The sequence below is a fragment of the Novosphingobium olei genome, assembly GCF_012927405.1.
Lineage (GTDB): Bacteria > Pseudomonadota > Alphaproteobacteria > Sphingomonadales > Sphingomonadaceae > Novosphingobium > Novosphingobium olei.
Map to the genome: position 1 here is coordinate 1 of NZ_JABBGM010000011.1, position 24,294 is coordinate 24,294.

A 24,294-nucleotide genomic window follows, 5' to 3' on the forward strand; every position below is an offset into this window, starting at 1 on the left:
ACGGCGTCTTGCACTTCCAACTCCCTTGATCGTCCAAATTATGAGCGAAACACAATGGACAGGTTTATCGCCTGCAAACCATTGAAACTAGGACACAAGACACGAATTGGTGTTGATATATGTTAAATGGCAGGTGGACGCGCGGATCCGAAGGCAAGCGCCACCACGACGATGATGGCAATCCAGCCTGCCGCCATCAGCAGCATCCTCTGCCGCGGCAACGTGCGCATACGGCCGTTTGCGCCCACGAGAACGAGCGCCATGACGATCCCGATGATCGCGATCAGCTTGTCACCGCTCACAGTTCGATCTCCATGCCGTCATAGCCCGGCTCGACATGTGCCGGCGTTTCCGCACACAACGCGCGGTAGTCCATTGACTTGTCGAGATGCGTCAGCACGCCACGTCCGGCACGGCTCGCTTCGACCAGTTCCAGCGCCATGCCCAGATGCGCGTGCGTCGGATGCGGCTGACGTCGCAAGGCGTCGACCACCAGTACGTCCACCTTGTCGAACAGCGCCACCATCTCGGCATTGATCTCGCTGAAATCCGTCGCATAGCCGATGGACTTCCCATTCTGGTCGAAACGGAATGCGGTCGATTGCGCCGGACCATGGAGCATCTGGCAATGACTGACGCCAATGCCGGCGATCATCCGCACGCGGTCAAGGTTATCCAGATTGCAGATAGTGGGATAGCCATGTTGCCCGGCAAAGACATAGCCGAACCGCTGCCGCAGCCGCCGGACCGTCTCGTCTGCGGCATAGCCCGGAATTGGCGCGCCGCGCCCCATCCGCAACGGCCGCAAGTCGTCGATGCCATGGGTATGGTCGGCGTGATCATGCGTCCACACTACGCCATCGATCCGGCCGATCCCAGTTGACAGAAGCTGGTGGCGCAGGTCCGTCGGCGTGTCGACCAGGATGCGCGCCCCATCAGCGCCTTCCACCATGATCGCCACTCGCGTGCGCCGGTTGCGCGGTTCTTCGGGATCGCAATCGCCCCAATCATTGCCGATCCGCGGAACGCCGGTAGACGTGCCCGATCCCAGGACGATCAGTTTCACGCCGCCGCCTTCGCAAACAGCCTGAAGAAGTTGGCACCGGTCAGCTCAGCCAGGTTCTCAGGTTCCGTGCCCCGCAAGCCAGCGACGAAGCGCAGCGTGTCGGACACGAATGCGGGTTCGCAAGTCTTGCCCCGGTGCGGCACGGGGGCAAGGAACGGCGCGTCGGTTTCGACCAGCAGCCGGTCATCAGGCACCTCGGCCGCAAAAGCCTGCAAATCTTTGGCGTTCTTGAACGTGACGATGCCTGAAAGCGAGATGGTGAGGCCCAGCTCAAGCACCGCGCGGCCGAATTCGGGCGAAGCGGTGAAGCAATGGATAAGCGCGGGGAAAGTGCCCTTCCCCTTCTCTTCGGCAAGGATCCGCAGCGTATCGTCCTCCGCCTCACGCGTGTGGATGATCAATGGCAGCCCTGTTTCGCGTGCCACCTGGATATGCACGCGGAACAGGTCTTGCTGCACCTGCCGATCCGAATGATCGTAGTAATAGTCGAGCCCGGTTTCGCCGATCGCGATCACACGCGGATCCTGCGTCGCTTCGCGCAGCACGGCTTCACCCAGATCGGCGTGTCCGTCGGCTTCGTGCGGATGAATGCCGACGCTCGCCCAGACATCCGGCTCGCGATGCGCCGTAGCCACCACGTCGGCCCATTCGCGCTGGCGGGTCGAGATGTTGAGAAATCCCCGCACGCCCGCTTCGCGTGCGCGTGCGAGCACGTCTTGCTGCTCTTCGATCAGGCCCTTGTAGTTGAGGTGGCAATGCGAATCGATCAGCATCAGGCGGCGTCTTCCTGCGGCAGTTCCAGACGCGGGAACGCGCCGACCGGTGCGGACAGGCGTTCGCCGGCGTTAACCCGGTCCATGTACCATTCGGCATGGCCGAGATCCGCGATCCGCCGCTGGTCCGCCGGGATGCCGAGCTGATCAAGCACCTTGGCGGCCGCGCCCGGCGCGACCGGGGCAATGGCGATGGTAAGGTCGCGGATGGCCATGAACAGACAAAGCAGGACGGCGCGCATGCGTTCCGGATCGGTCTTGCGCAGCGACCACGGCGCCTGTTCATCGATATAGGCGTTGCAGGCGAACACCGCGCGCATCCATGCATCGATCCCGGCGGAGAAGTTCAGCGCGGCGAATTCACGCGGAAGGTCGACCGCGCACGCTTCGCGCACCGTGGCGAGCAGCACGTCGTCCGCCTCGATCGTCGAAAAGGTGGCAAGTTTGCCGTCCATGTTCTTGAAGATCATGGACAGCACGCGCTGGACCAGGTTGCCGTAGCTGTTCGCCAGCTCGGCATTGCAGCGCGTGACGATCGCCTCTGGCGAATAGGAGCCGTCCTGCCCGAACGCCACTTCGCGCATCAGGAAGTAGCGCAGCGCGTCGACGCCGAACCGCCCGGCCAGCTCGACCGGATCGGTCACGTTGCCAAGGCTCTTGGATTCCTTCTGGCCGCGATTGAGCAGGAAACCGTGGCCGAACACCTGCCGGGGAAGCGGCAGGGCGGCGCTCATCAGGAAGGCCGGCCAGTAGATCGTGTGGAAGCGGACGATGTCCTTCCCGATCAGGTGCAGGTTTGCGGGCCAGTACTTTTCAACCGCAGAAGTTTCCCCGGGGAAACCCAACCCGGTCAGGTAGTTGGTCAGCGCATCGACCCAGACGTACATGACGTGGTTGTCGCTTCCCGGAACCTTCACCCCCCAGTCGAAGCTGGTGCGCGAAACAGAGAGATCGCGCAGGCCCTGGCTGACGAACGCGATCATCTCGTTGCGGCGCGCGTCGGGCTGGATGAACTCGGGGTTTTCCCGGTAGAGCGCAAGCAGCGGCTCCTGATACTTCGACAGGCGGAAGAACCACGATTCCTCTACCGTCCATTCGACCGGCGTGCCCTGCGGCGAGAGCTTGGCGCCCCCTTCCCCTTCGACCAGCTCGCTCTCGTCGTAGTATGCTTCGTCGCGGACCGAGTACCAGCCCTCGTAGCGATCGAGATAGAGGTCGCCGTTGGCTTCCATCCGGCGCCAGATGGCCTGGCTCGCTTCGTGATGGCGCGCTTCGGTGGTGCGCAGGAAAACATCGTAATCGATATTCAAAGTGGCGCACATATCGATGAAATGCTGCGACATTTCATCGGCAAGTTGCTTCGGTGCAATGCCCAGGTCGCGCGCCTTCTGTGCCATCTTGAGCCCGTGTTCGTCGGTCCCGGTCTGGAAGCGCACGTCGCGGCCCATCGACTTGTGGAAACGGGCGATGACGTCAGCGGCAATCGCTTCGTAGGCGTGGCCGATGTGCGGCTTGCCGTTGGGGTACGAGATGGCGGTGGTGATGTAGTAGGGTTCGCCCATTGGGACGGTCGCTTCCTTATGGATTTTGCATGCCTATCGGCTTGCAGCTTCCCTAGTGCGCGCGGCCGATGCCAGCAACCCGCCGATTTCCAGCACCAGCAGGCCGGGGTCATAATTGTAGATCGGAGCCTGCGCGGCGAGGTTCACGATCCGGGCATGCGCGTCGGCAATCCGCACGCGCCGCGCATCGTCTGCTGCGCCAAGTGCAAGCACCAGCACCATGCGCGCTGCCTCGATCGCCGCCATCTGCCGTTCGCGATCGGGTCGCGCGCCGATCACCTCGGTCAACCGCCCGCGCAAGGCGAAGTCCGGATCGCCCCGCTCGACAAGCTGCTGCATCACGGCGAAGACCTGCCCCAGGTCCTGCTCAGCAAAATGGAGCGCCGCGCCCGGCGATCCCGCCGCCACGGCCACCGCAGCGCGCCGCGTGGCTTCATCCAGCCCGGGCGCCCCCATGTCGAGCGCCCGCGCCAGTTGATCGTCATCGAGGGTGTGGAACCGAAGCACCTGGCAACGCGAACGCACGGTGGGCAGCAATCGCCCGGGCTGGTGCGTCACCAGCAGGAAGAACGTCCCCTGCGGAGGTTCCTCCAGGCTCTTGAGCAAGGCGTTCACGGCCGCCTTTTCCAGCAGGTCAGCACTGTCGATGATCACCGCGCGCCGGGCACCGAGCGTTGGCCGCGTGACGAGCCTGCGCTGGATGCCCCGGATCTGATCGACGCTGATGCTGCGCTTTTTCTGATATGGCCGACGATCCTCCATCTTCTTCGCCTCGTCATCGTTGGCGGGAAGCGGGATCAGCAGATGTATATCAGGATGGCTCTCCGGCGAGGGTTGCGGCATGCCGGCTTCGGCCACCAGTTCGGCCGCCGCTGCCATGGCAAAGGTAGCCTTGCCCAAGCCTTCGCGCCCGGCCAACAACCACGCATGGTGCATGCGATGGCCGTTCATCGCCGCGCGCCACGCCGTCCACGGCTGTTCGTGGCCCAGCAAATCAGTCACAAGCGGCTTCCGAGCGCGGCAATGATGCGGGCGTGCACATCCTCGGGCGACCCGGCAGCCTCGACCGTTGCGAAACGCGCCGGCTCGGCTTGTGCCAAACGGTCGAATGCGGCGGCGACCCGCGCGTGGTAGTCGGCAGCGCGACCGCCGATCCGGTCGGTATTCCCGCGATCGCGCAAGGCAAGGCGGGCTGCCGCCTCCCCAGGTGAAAGCGTGAGCAGCAGCGTTACGTCCGGGAGCAGCCCTTCGCTGCCGATGCGGTGCAGGTCCAGCAAGTCAGCGTCGGAAAGCCCCCCTCCGCCGCCCTGGTAGGCTCTGCTGGAATCGAGATACCGGTCACAGATCACCACCCCACCGCGCGCCAGCGCCGGGCGAATCAGCTTGTCGACATGATCGGCGCGCGCGGCGGCGAATAGCAAGGCTTCGGCGCGCGGCCCCCAGCCATCCCCCTCGGTGGACAGGAGCAGCGAACGGATCGCCTCTGCACCGGATGTGCCACCGGGTTCGCGGGTCAGGACAACTTCGCGGCCCTTCTGGCGAAACGCGTCGCCCAGAAGGCGCGCCTGCGTGGACTTACCCGCGCCCTCGCCGCCCTCGAGCGCAATGAACAGGCCCGATGGCGACATCAGCGGCCCGCCATGGACAGAAAACCGTTGCGAAGCCGCGCAATGACGCCCCCCTTGGCAACGTCGTTCGCCGCCACCAGCGGCAGGGCCTCTTCGGGCTGCCCCGGCATGCGCACGAGCAGCGTTGCCACCTGCTGTCCCTTCGCGATCGGCGCGCGCAAGGGTCCCTTGTACCGGATCGCCAGCGTCGGCTTGCCTGCTGTGCCCGCCGGCAAGGTCAAAGCGAAATCGTGCGGCGCGACGAGATCGACCCCGGTATCTTCGCCCCCTTGGACAGCGGCGCTGCCAAGCCGTGCACCGGCCTTGTAGAGAGGGTGCGACGACCACGCCGCAAAGCCCCATTCGATCAGCGCGCGCGATTGTTGCGCCCGGTCGTTGGGGCGGTCGTAGCCGCCCACCACCATCATCAGCCGCCGTCCGTTGCGCGTGGCAGAGCCGACGAGGCCGTAGCCAGCCTCGTTGGTGAAGCCCGTCTTCACCCCGTCTGCGCCTTCGGTATGGCCATAGAGGGGGTTGTGATTGTTCTGCGTGATGCCGCCCAGCGTCGCCTGATGGTGGCCGTAGAACCGCTGGTAAAGCGCCGGATGGCGGGTGATGAGCGCCATCGACAGCTTGGCGAGGTCGGCCGCCGAAACCCAAGTTTGCCCTTCATCCATCCAGCCATTGGGCGTGTTGTAGTGCGTGTCGCGCATGCCCAGCTTCTTGGCTTCAGCGTTCATCATCGCAGTGAAGCCGGGAACCGAGCCGGCAACGCCTTCAGCCAGCACGACGCAGCCATCGTTCGCCGATACGGTTACGATGCCTTCGAGCAGGTCGGCGACGGTGGTCTGACTGTTCTTGCCCAGGAACATCGTGCTGCCGACGCCGTGCCACTTGGCAAAGGTTTCGGGCTTCATCGTGAACGTCTGGCCAAGCTGAAGCTTGCCCTGGTCGATCAGTTCGAAGGCGACGTAGCTGGTCATGATCTTCGTCAGCGATGCCGGGACGAAGCGCCGGTGCGACTGGCGCTCGAACAGCACGCGGCCCGAATTCACGTCGATCAGCAAGCCGATCGGTGCGCTGATTTCCGGCATCGGAGCAACCGCGCCTGCGATTGCGGGCAAAGCGGGCGCACTGCCGGGTGCAGCGGCCGAAACGGGAACGGATGCGAGCGTCAGCGCGCCAAGAAAAGCAATCGGACGATACAAGCAGCAACCCCATGGATCGGGGGTTCCGAACGCCTTACCTGTCGATCAGAACCCGGGCGTCGGCATAGCCTGCCCGCTTCGCCTTCGCCAGAGCGGCCTGCGCGTCCGTCGTGGACGAAGCGGCAATCCGCACCCGCCACAACTTGCCTGCCGCCGAAACGCTGCCGCCAACCTGCCTGGCTGCAGCTTCTGCGCGATCCCGGGTCGAAAAGGCGCCGACCTGGACGAAGCGCGCGCTTTTGACTGTCGTTTGTTCCGAAGACTTTTGCGCCGGCTTGCGGGGCTCTGCCGTTGACGCGGGGGCTGGCTGGGTGACCGGCTGAACCGCTGCTTCGCTCACGGCCGGTTTCGCCGTGGTCGCAGGCCTGGGCCTGACGACGGGGCGCGGCAAAGCGGGCTTGACGGTCGCTACCGGGTTTTTCGGGGTGGAAACCTGTGGCGGTGGCGGCAGGACCGGGGCCGAAGGCGCGGCGGCCAAAGGTGCGACCGGCACGATGCCGAGCTTGCGCTTGAGCGCCGCGAGCAGTCCTGGCGGCGTATCCATGCGCGGCGGCACTTCCTGCCCGGTGCGCAGCAGGGCGCGCTCGTTTTCCGGTGGGTTGACCCGGCGGACCCGAACCGCCGCGCGCGATCCTTCGGCAAGCCCCAGCTGCGCGCGTGCCATGGGGGTCAATTCGATCAGGGCATCCCCCGTCATCGGCCCGCGGCGATCGATGCGGACCAGCGTGGTCTTGCCCGAATCCAGCGCCGTCACTTCGACGTAGGAGGGATAAGGCAACGTGTGGTGGCCCGCTGCCACGCCAGCGCCACCGGCCGTCACCGCATAGCCGACCGCGTCATAATTGAGCGTGTCGACGGGGGTGTAGGTGACGCCATCGATCGTAATCGGATCGCCAACGGTGACCGGATAGTCCCCCGCCGGCCCGAACCGGTCGACCGCGGGCGGCGGCGCCGCGCCCAGCAGGGCAAGCGCAAGAAGCGGTGCAAATCGGTTAGCGGGCAATCTCATCAGCAAGCAATCCCACGGACAGGGCATAAAAGTTCGAGCAGTTATAATCGAGGATGACTCGATAATTTCCGGTTAGCAGATAGCCGGTCCGCCCTTGTCCATCGGGTTCGATGAGGGTTGCCTGAACGTCGTCGGCAAGGCCCGCGCCCTGCGGCGTTACGCCGAGCACGCGCCATTCGCGCATTGTCTTCCAGCCCGAATGCCGCGCGAAAACCTGCGGGCAACGCGGGCTGATCAACGTTGTGGCAAGGCTCGCCCTGTCGAGCGAGGCAGGCACGTCCACGGCCACGCCCCACGGTTGACCCGGTCGCCAGCCTGCATCGCGGAAATAGTTCGCGATCGATGCCAGCGTGTCGGGCGTGCTGGACCAGATGTCGGCGAGGCCGCTGCCGTCAGCATCCTGCGCCACGCGGAGGTAGACACTGGGCAGGAACTGCGGGTTGCCGAAGGCGCCGGCCCAGCTGCCAACCAGCTTCGACCGCGGTACGCCCCGGTCGATCATCTTGAGCAGCGCGACGAACTCGTCGGCGAAAAGCTCGCGCCGGCGTCCTTCATAGGCCAGTGTCGCCAGCGACCGGGCAAGGTCGAAGTCGCCGGTATAGCTGCCGTAGTTGCTTTCGTGCCCCCAGATGGCGAGCACGATCTTTCCCGGCACGCCGTACTGTCGCTCGATCTGGGCAAGCAGCGCCGAATTGGCTGCGTACTGGCGCCTGCCGCCCGCAATCCGCGCCGCATCGACGTGCGTGCGGCGATAGGGCGCAAACGGGCTGAAACCGGTGCTGGGTCCGCCGCCTGGCTGGCTGCGGTCGAGCTGGATGACGCGTGGGCTGAAGGTCAGCGTCGGGATGACACTGTTTATCGTCGATTCCCGCACGCCGGCGGCCCGGGCACGCGCGGCGAGGAGTTGCAGATACCCCGGAAAGCCCGCCTCATCCTCGGCGGTCTGGGCCCGGGCAACCGGCATTGTCCCGACCATTCCGGCAAGGGCGCAGGCGATGAGCATGGAGCACGGGAAACGGCGGCGAAGAGCTTGCAGGAAAAACATCATCGGATAGCTTGTCGCACAGCCGCGCAGGTCTTGGGAATGCCCCGCCGCAACAATTCCCCTTCCCGACAGGCCCGGCCATCGCTAACGGCAGTGGAGCAAACGGACAGGTGGCCGAGTGGTTTAAGGCAGCGGTCTTGAAAACCGCCGTGGGTGCAAGCTCACCGTGGGTTCGAATCCCACCCTGTCCGCCACCGCTTCCTTTGCCGTGCTTTCCCGCAGGGTTAGACCCTATTTCCATCGGAAATTGCGTACGCGCGCGGATCGTCCTACCGTCAGGATCTTGGGCGAAGGAAGTGCTGGGGTGTCATCTCTCACGGCTGCAGAACAACGCACGCCAACGGCGTCCTGGTGGTTTGCGCTGCGCGCGCGTTTTCGCACCCATCCGTTGCTGCGGATACTGCTTCCGGTCACGATGGTCGCGCTTTCTGCAGCGGCGCGATATCTGCTCGGGCCGTGGTATCCGGCTCCGTTCATCCCATTCTATCCAGCGATCCTGGTCAGCACGCTGATCGGCGGACGGCTGGCTGCCAACCTCTCGCTCGCCCTGTCTCTGGCGTGCGCAGCCTATTTCTTCTATTATCTGTCAGGCAACGCAGAGGCCACGAACGTGCCCGTTGCGCTTGCGATGTTTGCGTTGGTTGCGCTTACCGTCATCGAAATTCTCGTGCGGCTGACCAGCCTTGCCGATGCGCTGCGCGCTCGCGAGGTCGTCCTTCTGGCGCAAGCCGAAGATCTGATGCGGCGGGAGCACGCCTCGGTCGAACGGCTTGCCGAACTTGAAGCGATTTACGAGCAGGCACCGATCGGCCTTGGCCTGCTGGACGACCAGATGCGCTTCGTGCGGCTCAATTCCGCGCTGGCGGAAATGAACGGCTACAGCATTGAGGACCATGTCGGAAAGTCGGCCTGGGACCTGGTGCCCGATCTGCGATCATCGGCCGAGCCCATCCTGCGCAGCGTGCTCGATACGGGTGAGGCGATCAGGGACGTTGAAATTTCGGGCGAAACCGCCGCTAACCCGGGTACATCGCGCTACTGGAAGGAAATGTTCTATCCGGTGCGCGGTCTCGAAGGGCGTACCAGCGGGATTGGCATCCTTTGCGAGGACGTGACCGACCAGAAGCAGTCGCAAGAGCGCGAGGCCCTGCTGATGGGCGAAGTAGATCATCGCGCCAAGAACCTGCTGGCTGTTGTCCAGTCAGTTGTTCAGCTGACCCGCTTCCATGGCGATCCTGCCGCGTTCAAGGCATCCATCGTCGATCGCATCCAGGCGCTGGGCCGCGTTCATGCGCTGCTCGCCGCACACCGCTGGTCCGGGGTGGCGCTGGACGAGATAATCGCGCAGGAACTCGCGCCCTTTGGCGATGCGATCACGGTCCACCACCTCGACCAGCCGCTGCAGCTCAATCCCGGTGCGGCACAGGCGCTGAGCATGATCCTGCACGAACTCCTGACGAATTCCGTGAAATACGGTGCCCTTTCGGCATCTGGCCGAGTCGAGCTGTCATTAAACAGCGCCGGCCCGGATTCGAGCGACGTCGAGCTGCGGTGGCTGGAGCTGGACGGCCCCGCCCCCGTCGAGGGCCGCCCAAAAGGTTTTGGCACGAAACTGTTGGCAACGGCGGTTACGGGCACCCTATCGGGGCAGCTCGACTACGACCTCAGACCCGAAGGGCTGCGCTGCGAAATTTGCTTTCCCCGATCGGCGGCATCGAGCCGAACGGCCGAATCAAACTCCGCCTGATTGCCCTTCAGCGTCGATAAAGGCGCTTTGCGACGCTGGGATGGCTTCCAGCGCATCGGTGAAGCGCTTCAGCCACCACATAACATCCTGTTCGACGACCGTGTTCATCAACTTTCGCCAGCGCTCGATCCGTTCCTCGCGCGGCATCGAGATCGCCTGGCGCAGCGCGTCCGAAATCTCTTCGGCGCTGTGCGGATTGATCAGAATGGCCTCCTGCATCTGTTCGGCAGCACCGGCGAAGCGGGACAGGATCAGGACGCCCGGATCGTCCGGATCCTGCGCGGCGACATATTCCTTGGCGACAAGGTTCATGCCGTCGCGAAGCGGCGTCACCAGCCCGACCTTGCTCGCGCGGTATACGCCGGCGAGCATCTCGCGCGGGTATCCCTGGTTCACATAGCGGATCGGCACCCAGTCAAGCGCCGCATGGGCGCCATTGATGCGCCCAGCCAGCCCTTCGAGCGTACTGCGGATCCGCTGGTAGCTATCCACCGTGCCACGGGACGGCGGCGCGATCTGCAGCAGGACCACCTCCTTGCGCTCCGCTGGATGCTCGGTCAGGAACCTCTCGTAGCCGAGAAAGCGCTCCTCCAGCCCCTTGGAGTAGTCCAAACGATCGACACCGACGATCAAAGTCCGCCCGACGGCGCTTTCCTGCAAGCGCTCGAACGTCTGGCGGGCCTTGTCGTTCTGGCTGAGGGCGGCGAATTCGGTCGCATCGATGCCGACCGGGCAAGCGATCAGGCGCACCTTGCGGCCAAGCGCGGAGAGCACGTTATCCTCATCCACGATCCCCCCCAGTTCGTCGCGGGCATAGTCGCAAAACGATTGCAGCCATTCCTCGGTGTGAAAGCCGATCAGGTCGTAGTCGAGCAGCCCTTCGACGAGGGCGCGCGCTTCCGGCAGTGTCGCGAGCAGGCGCCTTGGCGGCCAAGGAATGTGCAGGAAGAACCCGATCCGGTTAGCGATGCCACGATCGCGAAGTTCCCGGCCCAGCGGGAACATGTGGTAATCCTGCACCCAGACAAGGTCGTCGGGCTCGATCAGCGGGCGTACGGTATCGGCAAAGCGTTCGTTGGCGCGCTGGTAGCCACCGGCAAAGCTGCGCTCGTATTCGGCAAGGTCGATGCGATAGTGGAACAGGGGCCACAGCGTCCTGTTGGCGTAGCCGTTATAGTATTCCTCGATATCCTGCTCTTCGAGATCGACCGTTGCGGTGGTCACGCCGTCGATCCGCTCTAGCGAGATTTGGCCGGAAAACTCGCTCGTCTCGTTGCCGGACCAGCCGAACCAGATCCCGCCATGCTCGCGCAGCGCAGCCGACAGGGCGACGGCAAGACCCCCTTGCGCACCACCGCCAGTACTCACGCGGTTGGAAATGACAATCAGTCTGCTCATCGTACCGAATTCCATGGCTTGCTCAGCAGGACGGCACAGTTGATAAGACCGACAAGCGAGTAGGTTTGCGGGTAATTGCCCCAGAGTTCGCCGGTCACCGGATCGATGTCCTCGGACAGCAGCCCCGCCTTGGTGCAACGCGCTAGCATTTCTTCATAAAGCGCGCGGGCTTCGCTGCTCCGACCGGTTAGGTGAAGGGCTTCGATCAGCCAGAACGTGCAGACGTTGAAAGCGGTTTCGGGCAGGCCGAAATCGTCCTCGGTCGCGTAGCGCAGCATGTGCGATCCACGGCGAAGACCTTGCTCGATCGCGGCGAGCGTCGAGGTGAAGCGCGCATCGTCGGGCGTGAGGAACCGCAGATCGAGCAGCTGGATGACGCTGGCGTCCAGATCGTCGCCCTCGAATGTGGCCGACATGCGCTGCGTATCCTCGCGCCACGCTGCCGATTCGATCCGTGCGCGCATCGCTGCTGCGCGTTGCCCCCAGAACTCGGCGCGTTCGTTCAGGTGCAGGGCAGCTGCTGCATTGCCGAGCCGGTCGCACGCCGCCCAGCACATAGCTGCCGAATAGGTGTGGACCGATTGGCGTGTCCGCAGTTCCCACAGCCCTGCGTCCGGCTGATCGAACAGCTGCCAGGCACGCTCTCCCACTTTCTCGAGCGCCTCGAAATCCGAGAGGCCGGACATGCGCAGCAATCTTTGGTCGATGAAGGCTTGCGTATTGCACAGCACGATCTGGCCATAGGCGTCGTGCTGGACCTGAGAATAGGCCGCATTGCCCACGCGCACCGGACCCATCCCGCGATAGCCGGTCAGCCGCGCGGCCTCGCGCTCCTCGATCTCTGGTTCGCCCAGCACGCCGTACAGGGGCTGGATATGGCCGCCCTTGGCATCATCGACGATGTTGCGCAGGAAGGCGAGATAGCTTTCCAGCACATCCAGCGCGCCAAGGCGGTTCAGTGCCTGAACGGTGTAATAAGCATCGCGGATCCAGCAATAGCGATAGTCCCAGTTCCGCTGCGATCCGGCATGTTCGGGGATCGAGGTGGTCATCGCGGCGACGATCGCGCCGGTCTCCTCGTGCTGGCACAGCTTGAGCGTGATGGCCGAGCGGATCACCACGTCCTGCCATTCCACCGGGATGGCAAGGCCGCGCACCCATTCCTGCCATTCGGCAGTGGTGTCGGTCAGCATCTGGTCGACCGTCGCCGAAAGATCGCCGGCAAAGCTCTCGTCCGGACCCAGGAAAAAGGTATGCGCCTGCTCCAGCCGGAAGGTCCGTTCCTCCAGCACCAGACCGACCGGCGCCGTGGTCGTCAGCCGCATCGTCATGGCATCGGCGGGAAAGCGGATGTGGTTCGACCCGCCCGCGGAGATCTCGCGCGCCTTGCCCCATTCCTGTGTGGGGCGAAGGCGCACGGTGATCCGCGGTGATCCTGCCAGCGGGCGGACGATTCGCGCGAAGGCCACGGGTCTGTACGAGCGGCCATTGCGCCGAAAATAGGGGCAGAAATCGATGATCTCGATCTCACCGCCATTGGCGTCCCGGTGCCGGGTGACCAGGATGGGGGTGTTGCGCAGGTATTGCTGGCGCCTCTCGACGCGATCTTCGATGTCGATCGACCAGAAGCCGGTCTGGGGCGCCTCCCCCGCCAGCAGCGCTGAGAACAGCGGGTCGCCATCGACGCGCGGCACACAACCCCACACGAAGCGGCCATCGGCATCGACGAGCGCGGAAACCTGGCAATTGCCGATCGGCCAGAGATCAAGCGTCCCCGTCATCGCGCCGCCTCCGCCAGCCAGCGGCGCAGGTGCTCAGGCGATGGAAGGCGGAAGTTGGCCGCCGTCGCGCGCTGGTCACCGACAAGCACCGCGATGCCGGCCAGTTCACGCACGGCAACGAAGCCCGGCTCGTCGGTCAGATCGTCGCCTGCAAAGATCGGCACGGTCCCTGCCATCGCGCTGCGGCTCATCAGCCGGCGCACTGCGGCGCCCTTGTCACCGCCCGCAACGCGCAGTTCGACCACCATCTTGCCGCGCTGAAGATGGAGGTCGAACGAATAAGCCAGCGATGTCGCCAACTCAAGTGCCTGCGGTTCCGCACCGGGCTCCTTGCGATAGTGCAGCGCCACACCGAAGCTCTTGTCCTCGACAAGCGTTCCCGGATGCTCGGCGGCGAACCGTCGGAACAGCCCGGCGACTTCGTCCAGGCTCGCCGGCCGCGCCGGATGCGCATGAACGCCTTGCCAGCGATGCTCGCTGCCATGACTTGCCGAGATCGCCAGATCCGCCGCGCAGGGGCCCAGGATCCTGTCGATCTGTTCTAGCGACCGCCCGCTCACGATCGCTACCCGGCCATCGAGCCGCGCTATCAGCGTCGCCAGCAGCGTCTCTGTCTCCGGATCGAAGCGCACCTCGTCCGGCTCGTCGACAAGGTCCAGCAGCGTACCGTCGAGGTCGAGGAACAGGCTGGCCCCCTTCAGCGCGTTCGCCGGCGGCGGGGGAAGCGTGGTCAGGGCATCGGTAATCTCGGATCTCCTTGCGACGGGGCAGCGGCTCCCGGCATGGTGGACCAACCCATTACCCTGCATCGGGGTCCCGCCCTTTTTATCCTCCCCGCCCGTCCGCAACGAAGAAGGGGTGCCGTCATGACACCCCTTCCCGTCACTCGCGTTTGCTGGCGATGTCCTGCGTCAGTTGGTCGATCCCGACGCCGACTTGGTGATCTGGGCGGCGCTCATGGCCGAGACCAGTCCATTGCCGCTCGCGCTGAAGTTGCTCGTGGGCAGCGTGGCCTTCTGCCCGCGCACCTTCACCACCAGCGCTTCGACATAGCCGCGCGCGTCGCTGACCACCTGGGTTACGGTCCCGAGCTTGGTGGCATCGGGGCCCAGCACGCTCATGCCCTTGCTCACCGAGAATGCGCCCTCGGCCGACGAGGCCGCGCTACCTGCCAGCGCCAGGCTGTTGCCGCTCAGGTTAGCCGCCGAGGAACCGGCTCCGCTCGCACTGCCCTGCGCGGTGCTGGCAACCGAACCTGCGGCGTTCCGCATGCCTGAAGCGAGCGCCTGTCCGGTGCCGGTCGCGGTGCTGCGGGCCGAACCGGCGGCAGACTTTACGGCGTCGGTGCCGACAAGCTGGCCGTCGATCGATCCCGAGCCACTGCCCGAAGCGGACTGCGAGCCGGTGATTGAGGACGCCGCGTTCAGCGGTCCCGTCGTCGTGGCAAGGCTGGTGTTCGCCGTCGAAGCAAGCGAGCCGTCCGCGCTGCCATCGGCGTGGACCTTGCCGCTCTTGCGATCAACCGACTTGTGCGCCGAAGCCGAACCCGATCCGCGAACGCGGCCCGTGGTCGAGCTTTCGACCGAGTCCATGGTCGAGCCAAGGGGACCGCCATTGAGCGTGCCGCCCGTAGCGCCGCTTAGCGTGCTGCCCAGACCACCGGCCAGACCACCGCCCAGCCCACCGCCAAGTCCGCCACCGCCCAGCAGTTGCGCATGGGCCGGCGTGGCAACGATCAGCATCGCGGCCGAAGCTGCAAGAATGGTACGCATCAGATCATCCTTTCATCGATTGGCGGACACGTCGCTTGTGTCCTTCGAAAGGAGAAACGGATGCCGGGGTGCGCTTAATCCATCGCCCGCACGATTTTTTCACCGCCTGCACTGGCCGCAGATCAGGCCGCGTCCGAAACTGCCGTCGGCCCCGCGCGGGCCCAGATCCACTGCCTCGCGATCCAGCACCTGGCGCACGTCTTGCCCCGTGGCCGCGGCCGCGCGGGCCGCGACGAGCGGTGCCGCGAACGAAGTGCCGCGCACCGGCACCATCTGCCCGGCAGCGTTTGCCGCCCGCATGTCTGCCCCGGGCGCTGCGTAATCGAGATGAAGCGCTCGCCCCGCCTCGATGAGCGGACGGTTGCGCGCATCCACCCCGGTCACTGCCAGCACCAGCGGATAGGATGCGGGATAGGCTGGCGGCGCAGCCGGGCCGTCGTTGCCGACCGGCGCCACGACGACGACGCCGCGCCGCTGGGCAGCGGCGACGACCTTTGCCAGAACAGGATTGGCGGGCCCGACAAGGCTGATGTTGATCGTACGCACCCCGCGGCCGACTAGCCAGTCGAACGCCCGTGCGATCGCCAAGGCCGATCCACCGGCGCGGTCCTTGCCATAGACATCCGCCACTAGCACGCGCCGCACCCCGGCGCCCTGCAGAAGGGATGCCACGGCGCTGCCATGGGCGCTCGGCATCGGTGCGCCCAGCGCAAACCCCCGCTGTTCGGCAACCGCGCCGGCGGTGCCTCCGTCCACAATGCCGACCGGCGCCGCAATCTCGGGCGCTGCCGTCAGACGTCCGGGAGAACCGCTACGCGCTACCGCAGCCGAGCCGCTCTGGAAGGAAAGCGTATCGGCCGAAATCTCGCTATCAGGCATCAGGCGGCGCAGCGCCGCTTCGGCTTTGGCGAGCGGCAAGCCCTCCGGAACACCCACTGCCGCCACGGCGATCCCGACATCGCCAAATCGATCGATCCCGGTCACGCTGAATCCCGAACCTGCCAATCTTTGCGAAAGATCCGCGGGCGGGTCCGTGATCAGAAGTACGCCTTTGCGAGCGGGTTCCCCGTGGCTGTCTCGCTCCACCGCGTCGCGCCGTTCCCGCACGAACTGCGACAAGCGCTCGACCCGATCCTGCGCCATCCGCGATGCCCGCTCCGGCACGCTTTCAAGCCCGCCGATCGAGCCGTCAAGCGCCCGCCTTGCCGTCTGCGCGACCGTTCTGATCGCGGAATCGAGCGCGCCGCCGGAGACAGGCCCTGTCACTGGCATCGCGATCTGCGCTGCGACGGGTGCCGAGGCCGTGGCAAGGAACAGCGCGGCAAGGATCAGGTTCTTGTACATGCCTCGTCAATCTCACATTTTCGCTTGGCTATGGATGAAACGTACGGCCTTGTCCGTTGCATCCTGCAGAAAGGTCGAAAGCCCTGTCTGATCCATTTGCAAGTGCCCTGCTCGAACTGCTGCCGCGGCTCAGACGCTTCGCGGTGGGCCTGTCGCGTGACCGTTCCGAAGCGGACGACCTGTGCCAGGCAACGCTCGAGCGCGCCTTGCGCAACCGGACGAAATGGCAGGATGGCTCTCGCCTCGACAGTTGGGTGTACCGGATGATGCGGAACATGTGGATCGACGAAGTGCGCGCCAGAACGCGGCGCGGGCAGACGTTCATGGCCGAGGAGCTGGGGGGCGATATCGGCAGCGACGGCGGGCAGGAGGCGACCGCGATGCTCTCGGACGTCGATCGCGCGCTCGCGCACCTGCCCGACGAGCAGCGCGAGGCGGTCATCCTCGTCATGGTAGAGGGTTATTCCTACAAGGAGGCGGCCGACATCATCGGCTGCCCGGTCGGCACGCTCAATTCACGGCTCGTCAGGGGGCGCGATGCGCTGCTGGCGCGACTGGGAGAAACCGCATGACGCCCACCCCCGAACAGGTCGCCGCCTTCGCCGACGGACAGCTCACCGGCATTGATGCGGATGAAGTCGCCCGCGCGGTGGAAGGATCGCCCGAAATCAAGGCGCAAATCGCCGCGCACCAGGCGCTTCGTGCCCGGCTATCGGCGCATTTCGGCGCGCTGATCGAAGAACCGGCGAACCCGCAGCACCTGCGCCTGCTGCAGGAAAGCTCGAACGTGGTTGATTTCGCCGCGGCAAAGGCAAAGCGGCGGCGCTGGACATGGATCGCTGCCCCTGCCCTCGCGGCGTCGATCGCTGCCGCCATTCTGATCCGCCCGGCCACTCCGCAGCAGGGCTACGCCTCGCCGGAGCTTGCAACGATGCTCGATCAGCGCCTTGCCACGCAGCAAGGCGGAAACGAACCGAGCCGTATCCTGCTCAGCTTTCGCGCGCATGACGGGCGGTACTGCCGCGCTTTTGCCGCGCCTGATCGCAATGGCATAGCCTGCCGCGATGATCTGGGCTGGAAGCTCGAACACATGGGACAAGGCGAAGGGCCCGCTTCCGAGTATCGCCAGGCGGCTTCGCCGGCCGAGATCATGCAGTTCGTGCAGGAAATGGCCGACGGTCCTGCGCTCGATGCAGCGGGTGAGACGCGGGCGCGCGCTGATCGCTGGCAGAGCAGGCGCTGATCGGTTGATAGTTCAGGAGCCCTGCCCGCCAAACATTGCTGCAACCGCGTGCGGTGCAGACGGAAAATACCCGTGCAGGAAACTCGCCCATAGCGACCCCATCTGAAACACGGGCTCTCCCGCGCGGCCATCCGGACTGCGTGCGACCGCTTGCGGCGCAAGTGGCGTTTCCAATTGGGCATAGTGGAACGTGTGGCCCCGCAGGTCTCCTCCTGCAGCCGGCAAGGCTTGCAGGCCCAGCGCAGCGAGACGCGGTTGCATGGCAGCTTGTCCCGGCAGGATACCAAGCAGGGCGTGGCTGATCCCCGCACCGTCAGTCAGGCTTTCTGCACAAAACAGCATGCCCCCGCATTCGGCGACGATGGGCTTGCCCGCTTCATGATGCGCCCGAATGGCCTGTAGCATGGGTGCATTCGCAGCAAGTTGTGCCGCGTGGAGCTCGGGATAGCCACCGGGGAGCCAGATCGCGTCGCAGGCCGGCAGCGCGGATGCGCGCAGCGGCGAAAAGTAGGCAAGTCTCGCCCCCATCGCTTCCAGCAAGGCGATGTTGGCCGGATACAGAAAGGCAAAGGCCTCGTCACGGGCCACGGCGATGGTTCGCCCATCCAGCAGACGCGGGATCGGGCTCTGCTCCGATGCAGCGAACGTAACTGGCATGGGCAACCACAGCGCATCGATGGGCAGCAGGTCAGCGGCACGATCTAGCCTTGCCTGCAGATCGCCAATCTCCTCGGCCTGGACAAGGCCGAGGTGCCGCTCGGGCAGACCGATCGCAGGATCGCGTGGCAGCGCGCCCAGCCACTGGCAGCCTTCGGGTGTGCTCTCTGCCAGCATTTCGGCATGCCGTTCGCTGCCGACGCGATTGGCCAGCACCGCTGCAACCGCGAGATCATCGCGCCATGTCGCGAGGCCATGCACAAGGGCTCCGAACGTCTGCGCCATGGCGGATGCGTCGATCACGGCCAGCACCGGCACGCCGAACATCGCGGCAAGATCGGCGGCAGATGGAGCGCCATCGAACAGCCCCATCACGCCTTCGATCAGGATCAGGTCGGCATCCCCGGCCGCATGATGCAGCAGCGCGCGACATGCGCCCTCTCCCACCATGAACAGGTCCAGCTGGTGAACCGGTGCTCCGCTCGCCGCTTCCAGTATCATCGGGTCGAGGAAATCCGGCCCGCACTTGAACACGCGCACGCGCCGCCCGGCCCGAACATGGGCACGGGCGAGCGCGGCGGTGACGAGCGTCTTGCCCTGCCCCGACGAGGGCGCGGCGACCATCAGCGCAGGGCAAGATGCGGCCATGTTCACCGGTCGATTCCTTCCTGCGCACGAACGCCATCGCGGAAGGCATGCTTCACGTCGCGGATCGCGCTGACGGTATCGGCGGCCGCGATCAGCGCCTCATCGGCGGCGCGGCCGGTGATGACGACGTGCTGCATCTCTGGCCGTGCCTCGATCGCGGGCATGATCTCATCCAGCGACAGGTATCGGTAGGTCACGAGGTAGGTCAGCTCGTCGAGCACGACCAGGCTGATGTCGGGATCGGCCAGCGCCGCCTTGGCCTTTTCCCAACCGGCACGCGCCGCGGCGATGTCTCGCGTGCGGTCCTGCGTCTCCCAGGTGAAGCCTTCGCCGCACTTTTCCCAGATCACGTTGGGATGACTGGCGAAAAAGGTACGCTCGCCCACGTTCTCCGCCCCCTTGATGAACTGGAACACGGCGGCCTTGCGGCCATAGCCGAGCGTGCGCGCGACCATGCCGAACGCGCTGGACGACTTGCCCTTGCCGTTGCCGGTCAGAACCAGCAGCAGCCCCTTGTCGCGGGTGGCCGCCGCGATCTTCGCGTCGACCACCTGCTTGTGCTTTTGCGCGCGCGCCTTGTGGGCAAGATCGCGCGCGACGTCGTCGTTCTCGCTCATTGCGCGGCTTCACGCGCTGCCGGGCGCAGCGCCGGAACCAAAGCGACCGCCGCGGCAGCGGCCGACGCCCACACCAGCGTGCCGAACAACGTCGGCGGGAAATAGCGCAGCAGGCGCGGTGCGAAGCCCGTCAGCGTGAGATCCTCGAACCGGCCGCCAAGGAAGTAGAAACCGCCGCTCGACATCAGCTCGGACACCAGCGTGGCCAACGCCACCAGCAGCGCGGCGGGCGCAATCGAACTTGCCGTGATCGGCAGCTTCCGGGCCGCAAGGCGTCCCGCAGCCCACATTACGCCATAGGCGGGCAGCAGCATCGCGTAGGCCGGGGTGAAGCAGAAGCCCGAGCCGCCCATCACATAGATCACCACCACGTCGATGGCGAAGGCAAGGCCGAACAGTCCGGCGAATGCGATGCGGTTGCGCACCAAGTATCCCAGTGCAAGGAAGCTGGCGAGGCTGGTGTCAGGCAAGTGCATCACATTGCTCAGCGAATGCGTACGCGTGACGAGCATGACCATGGCAAGCGCGGCCCAGACGGCAAGATCGAATCGGTTTTGACGGACCATCGTCAGAAGTTCCTCGTGATGGAATGGAAGGGACGGCGTCGAACGCCAGGGAGCCGCACGCGCGTTTGCGCGCCGCCTTGCGCGGGTAATGCGATCAGGACTGGCACACGGGTTTGGCTCCCCTTGTCGACACAACACACTGGTGTCGTCCGCCAAGGGCTGATCCTGCCACGGCACGCGGCAGGTCCCTCGTCCGCCCGGTACATCCCGCCCGCGCGAAGGAACGACGGCAAGGGCCGGTTTCCTGACTTCCGGATCGCCGCGCTTTTCGCCGCCTTCTCAGGGCCGTGGCCCCAATGGCATGATGGCGATGCGCTCACCGGTTACAGTTGCGGGAGCAGTGCCGGATTGTGGCGGATTACCGCCGCCCGGACTTCCCGATTAAGCCCTCTCGGGCACCCGTTGCGGGTCAAGGGATAAGCGCAAAGTGCCGATCGCGCAAGCAAGATGCCTTGCGCAATGGTGCAACGCACGATAGTTGCCCGCCTCGCGACAGGTTCCCCGCAAGGGGATCAAAAGGGAACTCGGGTGAAAGCCCCGGGCTGCCCCTGCAACTGTAAGCGGCGAGCCATCCGGCCACTATGCCATTGGGACTTCACGGTCCTGAGAAGGCGGCCGGACCGGCGCCGACCCGTGAGCCAGGAGACCTGCCTGCCGCAGTCGTTCTTCATCCGGGCAGGGTGCACCGGGTGTTCGAGGTTGCCGCCCAGCTCATCCAGGCGGACCATCCCTCGCGCAACGACAGCAACCGCCTCGCCGGCTCGTGCCGCGCGGGCTGCGTCCTGTCGCGCCGGCATCCTGCCCGGCGATCCGCGACATGGCGTCGCCCCGTTGCGTCCCGAAAAGGCGCGGCCCCGTGCCGTTTGCCAGAAGGGACCATCATGTCTCGCATCATTACCCGTACCCTGTTCGCAGCCGCTCTCCTTTCGCCCGCTGCCGCCCATGCCCAGCACGCCCCGGAAGAGGTCGCCCCCGGCCCCGACATCGTCGTCACCGCCCTGCGCACCCCGGTGGAGCGCGATCGCGTCTCCTCCAGCGTCACCGTGCTCGACGAAGCGGCGATCCGGCAGGAACAGCCCATCGCCCTCACCGACATCCTCGTCCGCACGCCCGGCATCAGCATCACTCGCAATGGCGGCTATGGCACCGCCACCTCGATCCGCATCCGCGGCGCCGATGCGGGCCAGTCGGTCATGGTGATCGACGGCATGCGCCTTGCCGATCCGTCCTCCACCGCCGCGGGGTACGGGTATTCCAACCTGTTCATCGACGATCTCGACCGCATCGAGATCCTGCGCGGCCCCCAGTCGATCCTGTGGGGCAGCGATGCCATCGGTGGCGTGGTCAACGTGACGACGCGTTCGCCAGAAAAGCCGCTCGAGGGCAGCTTTGCCGCAGAAGCCGGCGGGCTTCAGACCGTGTCCGCCAAGGCCGGCATCGGCGGTGCATCCGCTCTCGTGGACTGGCGCCTGTCTGGATCGACTTTCACAACCGACGGCATCTCAGCCCGCTCCAACGGCACCGAGCCCGACGGCTATCGCCGCACCGCCGCCAACGGCACCGCGCGCGTCCACCTTGCCCCTGCAGTCAGCCTTGACCTGCGCGGCTACTGGTCGGATTCCCGCAACGATTTCGACGGCACGTCGGGAGACAGTGCGGCCTTTGGCCTGACCAGCGAATGGTCGGGCTACGCCGGACTCAACTTCGCGCTGGCCGATGGCCGCTTCACCAACCGCGTCGCCTTCCTCCAGACCGAGACCGACCGCACCAACTACGATCCGGCGCGCAAAATTCGCCAGCTGAACTTCGATGCCCACGGGCGCATTCGGCGCTACGAATACCAGGGCACGTTCGCCTTCTCGCCCGCTGCGCAGGTCGTGTTCGGGGCAGAACGCGAAGAGCAGCGCATGACGACCGCATCGCCGGGAGACAATGCAAGGCCCTACGCGCTCACGCCGAACAAGGCAGATACCAACAGCGTCTACGGCGAACTGCGCCTGACCCCGCTCTCCGGCCTTACCCTCAACGGTGGCCTGCGACACGATGACCAGTCGCGCTTCGGCGGCAATACCGTGGCAAGCGCGGGCGCGGTCTATACGCCCAACAAGGGACAGACGATCCTGCGCGCCAGCTATGACGAGGGGTACAAGGCGCCCTCGCTCTACCAGCTGTTCAGCTTGTACGGTGCGGCCGATCTTCAGCCCGAAAAAGCACGCGGATGGGAAGTGGGCGCCGAACAGGCGCTGGGCCAGGCATTGCGCGCATCGGCCACGTGGTTCGAACGCGATACCGACGACCTGATCGACTTCGCATTCTGCCCCACCAGCGGAACGCTGCCGGTGGCCTGCTATGTGCCCGGCACCACCACAACCCGGTTCGGCTACTACGCCAATGTCCGCAAGGCACACGCGCGCGGACTGGAAATCGCCGCCTCGGCGCGCCTGGGCGTGTTTTTCGCCGAAGGCAACTACAGCTGGATCGAAGCGCAGGACCGCACCAGCGGCAGCGCCTCGTTCGGCCGCCAGCTTGCGCGCGTGCCGCGCCATCTCGCCAATGCAGAGGCGGGCATCGACCTTGCCCAAGGCGCCTTCAAGGGCCTCCGCGCCAGCGTCGCCGTGCGGCATGCCGGGCAGACGTTCGACCGCGCGACCGGGACTACCACGCTCGATGGCTACTGGCTGACCGATCTGCGCGCGGAATGGCAGGCGGCATTCGGCCTGACTTTCTATGGCAGGGTCGAAAACGTGGGCGACGTGCGCTACGAAACCGCCAGCGGCTACGGCAGCCTTGGCCGTGTGGCGTACCTCGGCGTGCGGAGTCGCTTCTGATGCTGCGCGCGGTCGAAACGGGTCCGGCGGTGGTCGTGTGCAACACCTGCCGCCTGTCCGCCGACGCGCGCGAGGACGAAGGCGGGCAGCGCGGTGGCGCGCTGCTCGCCCGGGCCTTGCGCCAGGCGCAGGAGGAAGACCCCACGCTCGCCGGCGTTGCGGTGCAGGAAATGCCCTGCCTGTTCGCTTGCACCCGCCATTGCGTCGTCCACATCCGCGAAGCCGGCAAGATCGGCTATGTCCTCGGCGGCTTCACCCCCGATGCCGAAGCGGCCAAGGCCATCCTCGGTTACGCGGCGCGCCATGCGCAGAGCGAAGAGGGCGTCGTTGCCTACGCGCAATGGCCTGACGGGGTGAAAGGACACTTCATCACTCGCACGCCACCCGAAGGATACGTCTGCGCATGATCGCCTTTACCGATCCTGCGGCCTTCGGGGACGCCTTGCGCAACCTGCCCGCGCCCGATGCAGACGCCATCGTGAATGCTGCGGAGCGTCAGGCTGAGCTGACGAAGCCATCGGGATCGCTCGGGCGGCTCGAAGATATCGCGCTGTTCATGGCCGGTTGGCAGGGGACTGCCTGCCCCGGGGTTGATCGCATCCATATCGCGGTCTTTGCCGGCAACCACGGCGTCGCCGCCCGAGGTGTCAGCGCCTTCCCGGCCGACGTCACCGCGCAGATGGTCGCCAACTTCCAGGCAGGGGGCGCGGCAATCAACGCGCTGGCGCGCGCCTTGAGCGCCTCGTTTGCCGTTCATGCACTCAATCTCGACCGACCGACGGAAGACATCGCCGAGGGCCCGGCAATGACAACGGAAGAATGCCTGGCCGCGCTGACCGCCGGCGCGGCATCCGTCCCGGCGGATGCGCAACTGCTTATCGTGGGCGAAATGGGTATCGCCAACACCACACCGGCAGCGGCCCTGGCTGCCATCGCCTATGGCGGTAGCGCGCAGGATTGGGTGGGGCGCGGCTCAGGCGTCGGCGCGGAGGCGCTCGATCGCAAGGCCCGCGCCGTGGCGCAGGCGCTGGCGCTTCACGGGCCCCATTGCACCGAACCCTTCGAAACGCTGCGTCGGCTGGGCGGGCGGGAAATTGCCGCCATGGCGGGCGCCATGCTCGCTGCCCGCCACGCGCGCATCCCCGTCCTGCTTGACGGCTTCATCGCCAGCGCGGCCTTGGCAACCCTTGCGGCAGCGCATCCCGCCGTGGTCGACCATTGCCTTGCTGCGCACCGGTCGGCCGAAGGCGCGCACGGCGCCTTGCTGGAGCGTCTCGGGCTTGTCCCGTTGCTCGATCTCGGCATGCGGTTGGGCGAAGGTTCGGGCGCTGCCGTGGCGGCGCACATCGTGCGCGCAGCGCTCGCCACGCACGGGGAAATGGCAACCTTTGCAGAAGCCGCGGTAAGCGCGGGGACCAGCTGA

The 24,294-nt window shown here is 65.7% G+C and carries 23 protein-coding genes, 1 tRNA gene and 2 riboswitches; of the genes, 7 read left to right on the top strand and 17 right to left on the bottom strand.

Annotated elements, in window-relative coordinates; all coding sequences use genetic code 11:
- Positions 1-122: 122 nt before the first annotated feature.
- The 9 genes from HHL27_RS18045 to HHL27_RS18085 are packed head-to-tail and all read right to left on the bottom strand — an operon-like array spanning position 123 to position 8,189.
- A complete protein-coding gene (locus HHL27_RS18045) occupies positions 123-302 on the bottom strand; it encodes a hypothetical protein (protein ID WP_169494791.1) in 180 nt (59 codons plus the stop codon).
- On the bottom strand, positions 299-1,066 hold the full coding sequence (locus HHL27_RS18050; protein ID WP_169494792.1) for an MBL fold metallo-hydrolase: 768 nt from the start codon (positions 1,064-1,066) through the stop codon (positions 299-301). The genes HHL27_RS18045 and HHL27_RS18050 overlap by 4 nt, the downstream gene beginning before the upstream one ends.
- The gene (locus HHL27_RS18055) at positions 1,063-1,839 is read right to left on the bottom strand and encodes a TatD family hydrolase (RefSeq protein ID WP_169494793.1); all 777 of its coding nucleotides are present in this window, start codon (positions 1,837-1,839) and stop codon (positions 1,063-1,065) included. The genes HHL27_RS18050 and HHL27_RS18055 overlap by 4 nt, the downstream gene beginning before the upstream one ends.
- On the bottom strand, positions 1,839-3,401 hold the full coding sequence (metG, locus tag HHL27_RS18060) for a methionine--tRNA ligase (RefSeq protein ID WP_169494794.1): 1,563 nt from the start codon (positions 3,399-3,401) through the stop codon (positions 1,839-1,841). Before metG ends, HHL27_RS18055 begins: the two co-directional genes overlap by 1 nt.
- Before the next feature lie 33 nt (positions 3,402-3,434).
- Positions 3,435-4,403 carry a DNA polymerase III subunit delta' gene (locus tag HHL27_RS18065; RefSeq protein WP_338114940.1) on the bottom strand — a complete coding sequence of 323 codons (969 nt, stop codon included), beginning with the start codon at positions 4,401-4,403 and terminating at the stop codon, positions 3,435-3,437.
- Positions 4,400-5,029, bottom strand: coding sequence for a dTMP kinase (tmk, locus tag HHL27_RS18070; RefSeq protein WP_169494795.1), 630 nt, complete (start codon positions 5,027-5,029; stop codon positions 4,400-4,402). The genes HHL27_RS18065 and tmk overlap by 4 nt, the downstream gene beginning before the upstream one ends.
- Entirely contained in the window at positions 5,029-6,216 is a 1,188-nt protein-coding gene (locus HHL27_RS18075; protein ID WP_240959996.1) for a D-alanyl-D-alanine carboxypeptidase family protein, read from the bottom strand. Before HHL27_RS18075 ends, tmk begins: the two co-directional genes overlap by 1 nt.
- A 34-nt stretch (positions 6,217-6,250) precedes the next feature.
- Positions 6,251-7,225 (bottom strand): SPOR domain-containing protein, encoded by a 975-nt coding sequence (locus HHL27_RS18080; RefSeq protein ID WP_169494796.1) that lies wholly within the window; start codon positions 7,223-7,225, stop codon positions 6,251-6,253.
- A complete protein-coding gene (locus tag HHL27_RS18085; RefSeq protein WP_338114941.1) occupies positions 7,209-8,189 on the bottom strand; it encodes a lytic murein transglycosylase in 981 nt (326 codons plus the stop codon). The genes HHL27_RS18080 and HHL27_RS18085 overlap by 17 nt, the downstream gene beginning before the upstream one ends.
- A 185-nt stretch (positions 8,190-8,374) precedes the next feature.
- On the opposite strand from HHL27_RS18085, the gene HHL27_RS18090 reads away from it, so the two are divergent.
- Positions 8,375-8,464: transfer RNA gene (locus HHL27_RS18090), tRNA-Ser, on the top strand.
- Positions 8,437-10,017, top strand: a complete 1,581-nt coding sequence (locus HHL27_RS22815; RefSeq protein WP_169494798.1) for an HWE histidine kinase domain-containing protein — start codon at positions 8,437-8,439, stop codon at positions 10,015-10,017. The genes HHL27_RS18090 and HHL27_RS22815 overlap by 28 nt, the downstream gene beginning before the upstream one ends.
- Here the strand turns inward: HHL27_RS22815 and HHL27_RS18100 are convergent.
- The 5 genes from HHL27_RS18100 to HHL27_RS18120 all read right to left on the bottom strand — a co-directional run bounded on the left by HHL27_RS18100 (position 10,003) and on the right by HHL27_RS18120 (position 16,312).
- Positions 10,003-11,415, bottom strand: coding sequence for an alpha,alpha-trehalose-phosphate synthase (UDP-forming) (locus HHL27_RS18100; RefSeq protein WP_169494799.1), 1,413 nt, complete (start codon positions 11,413-11,415; stop codon positions 10,003-10,005). The genes HHL27_RS22815 and HHL27_RS18100 overlap by 15 nt on opposite strands.
- Positions 11,412-13,196 carry a glycoside hydrolase family 15 protein gene (locus HHL27_RS18105; protein ID WP_169494800.1) on the bottom strand — a complete coding sequence of 595 codons (1,785 nt, stop codon included), beginning with the start codon at positions 13,194-13,196 and terminating at the stop codon, positions 11,412-11,414. Before HHL27_RS18105 ends, HHL27_RS18100 begins: the two co-directional genes overlap by 4 nt.
- A complete protein-coding gene (gene otsB / locus HHL27_RS18110; RefSeq protein WP_169494801.1) occupies positions 13,193-14,005 on the bottom strand; it encodes a trehalose-phosphatase in 813 nt (270 codons plus the stop codon). Before otsB ends, HHL27_RS18105 begins: the two co-directional genes overlap by 4 nt.
- A gap of 102 nt (positions 14,006-14,107) precedes the next feature.
- Entirely contained in the window at positions 14,108-14,968 is an 861-nt protein-coding gene (locus HHL27_RS18115; protein WP_206069692.1) for a hypothetical protein, read from the bottom strand.
- 99 nt (positions 14,969-15,067) lie between these two features.
- A complete protein-coding gene (locus HHL27_RS18120) occupies positions 15,068-16,312 on the bottom strand; it encodes a S8 family serine peptidase (protein WP_169494802.1) in 1,245 nt (414 codons plus the stop codon).
- Between the two features lie 143 nt (positions 16,313-16,455).
- Between HHL27_RS18120 and HHL27_RS18125 the strand changes: the two genes are divergently transcribed.
- Both HHL27_RS18125 and HHL27_RS18130 read left to right on the top strand, forming a co-directional pair.
- Positions 16,456-16,884, top strand: a complete 429-nt coding sequence (locus HHL27_RS18125) for an RNA polymerase sigma factor (RefSeq protein WP_338114943.1) — start codon at positions 16,456-16,458, stop codon at positions 16,882-16,884.
- Complete coding sequence (locus HHL27_RS18130) at positions 16,881-17,555, top strand: anti-sigma factor (RefSeq protein ID WP_169494803.1); 675 nt, start codon at positions 16,881-16,883, stop codon at positions 17,553-17,555. Before HHL27_RS18125 ends, HHL27_RS18130 begins: the two co-directional genes overlap by 4 nt.
- Before the next feature lie 12 nt (positions 17,556-17,567).
- Here the strand turns inward: HHL27_RS18130 and HHL27_RS18135 are convergent, their stop codons facing one another.
- Genes HHL27_RS18135 through HHL27_RS18145 form a run of 3 tightly spaced genes read right to left on the bottom strand, consistent with a single transcriptional unit; the run spans position 17,568 to position 20,043 of the window.
- Positions 17,568-18,860: a cobyrinic acid a,c-diamide synthase CobB gene (locus HHL27_RS18135; protein WP_169494804.1), complete on the bottom strand. Its 1,293-nt coding sequence runs from the start codon at positions 18,858-18,860 to the stop codon at positions 17,568-17,570.
- A 2-nt stretch (positions 18,861-18,862) separates the two neighbouring features.
- Positions 18,863-19,477: a cob(I)yrinic acid a,c-diamide adenosyltransferase gene (gene cobO, locus HHL27_RS18140; RefSeq protein ID WP_169494805.1), complete on the bottom strand. Its 615-nt coding sequence runs from the start codon at positions 19,475-19,477 to the stop codon at positions 18,863-18,865.
- Positions 19,474-20,043, bottom strand: coding sequence for a hypothetical protein (locus tag HHL27_RS18145; protein ID WP_169494806.1), 570 nt, complete (start codon positions 20,041-20,043; stop codon positions 19,474-19,476). Before HHL27_RS18145 ends, cobO begins: the two co-directional genes overlap by 4 nt.
- A 217-nt stretch (positions 20,044-20,260) precedes the next feature.
- Positions 20,261-20,462, bottom strand: a riboswitch (cobalamin riboswitch).
- 58 nt (positions 20,463-20,520) lie between these two features.
- A riboswitch (cobalamin riboswitch) is annotated at positions 20,521-20,712 on the top strand.
- Positions 20,713-20,924: 212 nt separating this feature from the next.
- Here HHL27_RS18145 and HHL27_RS18150 point away from each other — a divergent pair.
- From HHL27_RS18150 to cobT, 3 genes are read left to right on the top strand one after another with little or no spacing between them, the layout of a single operon-like run.
- Entirely contained in the window at positions 20,925-22,871 is a 1,947-nt protein-coding gene (locus HHL27_RS18150) for a TonB-dependent receptor plug domain-containing protein (RefSeq protein WP_169494807.1), read from the top strand.
- The gene (locus HHL27_RS18155; protein ID WP_169494808.1) at positions 22,871-23,278 is read left to right on the top strand and encodes a DUF1636 domain-containing protein; all 408 of its coding nucleotides are present in this window, start codon (positions 22,871-22,873) and stop codon (positions 23,276-23,278) included. Before HHL27_RS18150 ends, HHL27_RS18155 begins: the two co-directional genes overlap by 1 nt.
- Positions 23,275-24,294 (top strand): nicotinate-nucleotide--dimethylbenzimidazole phosphoribosyltransferase, encoded by a 1,020-nt coding sequence (gene cobT, locus HHL27_RS18160; protein WP_169494809.1) that lies wholly within the window; start codon positions 23,275-23,277, stop codon positions 24,292-24,294. The genes HHL27_RS18155 and cobT overlap by 4 nt, the downstream gene beginning before the upstream one ends.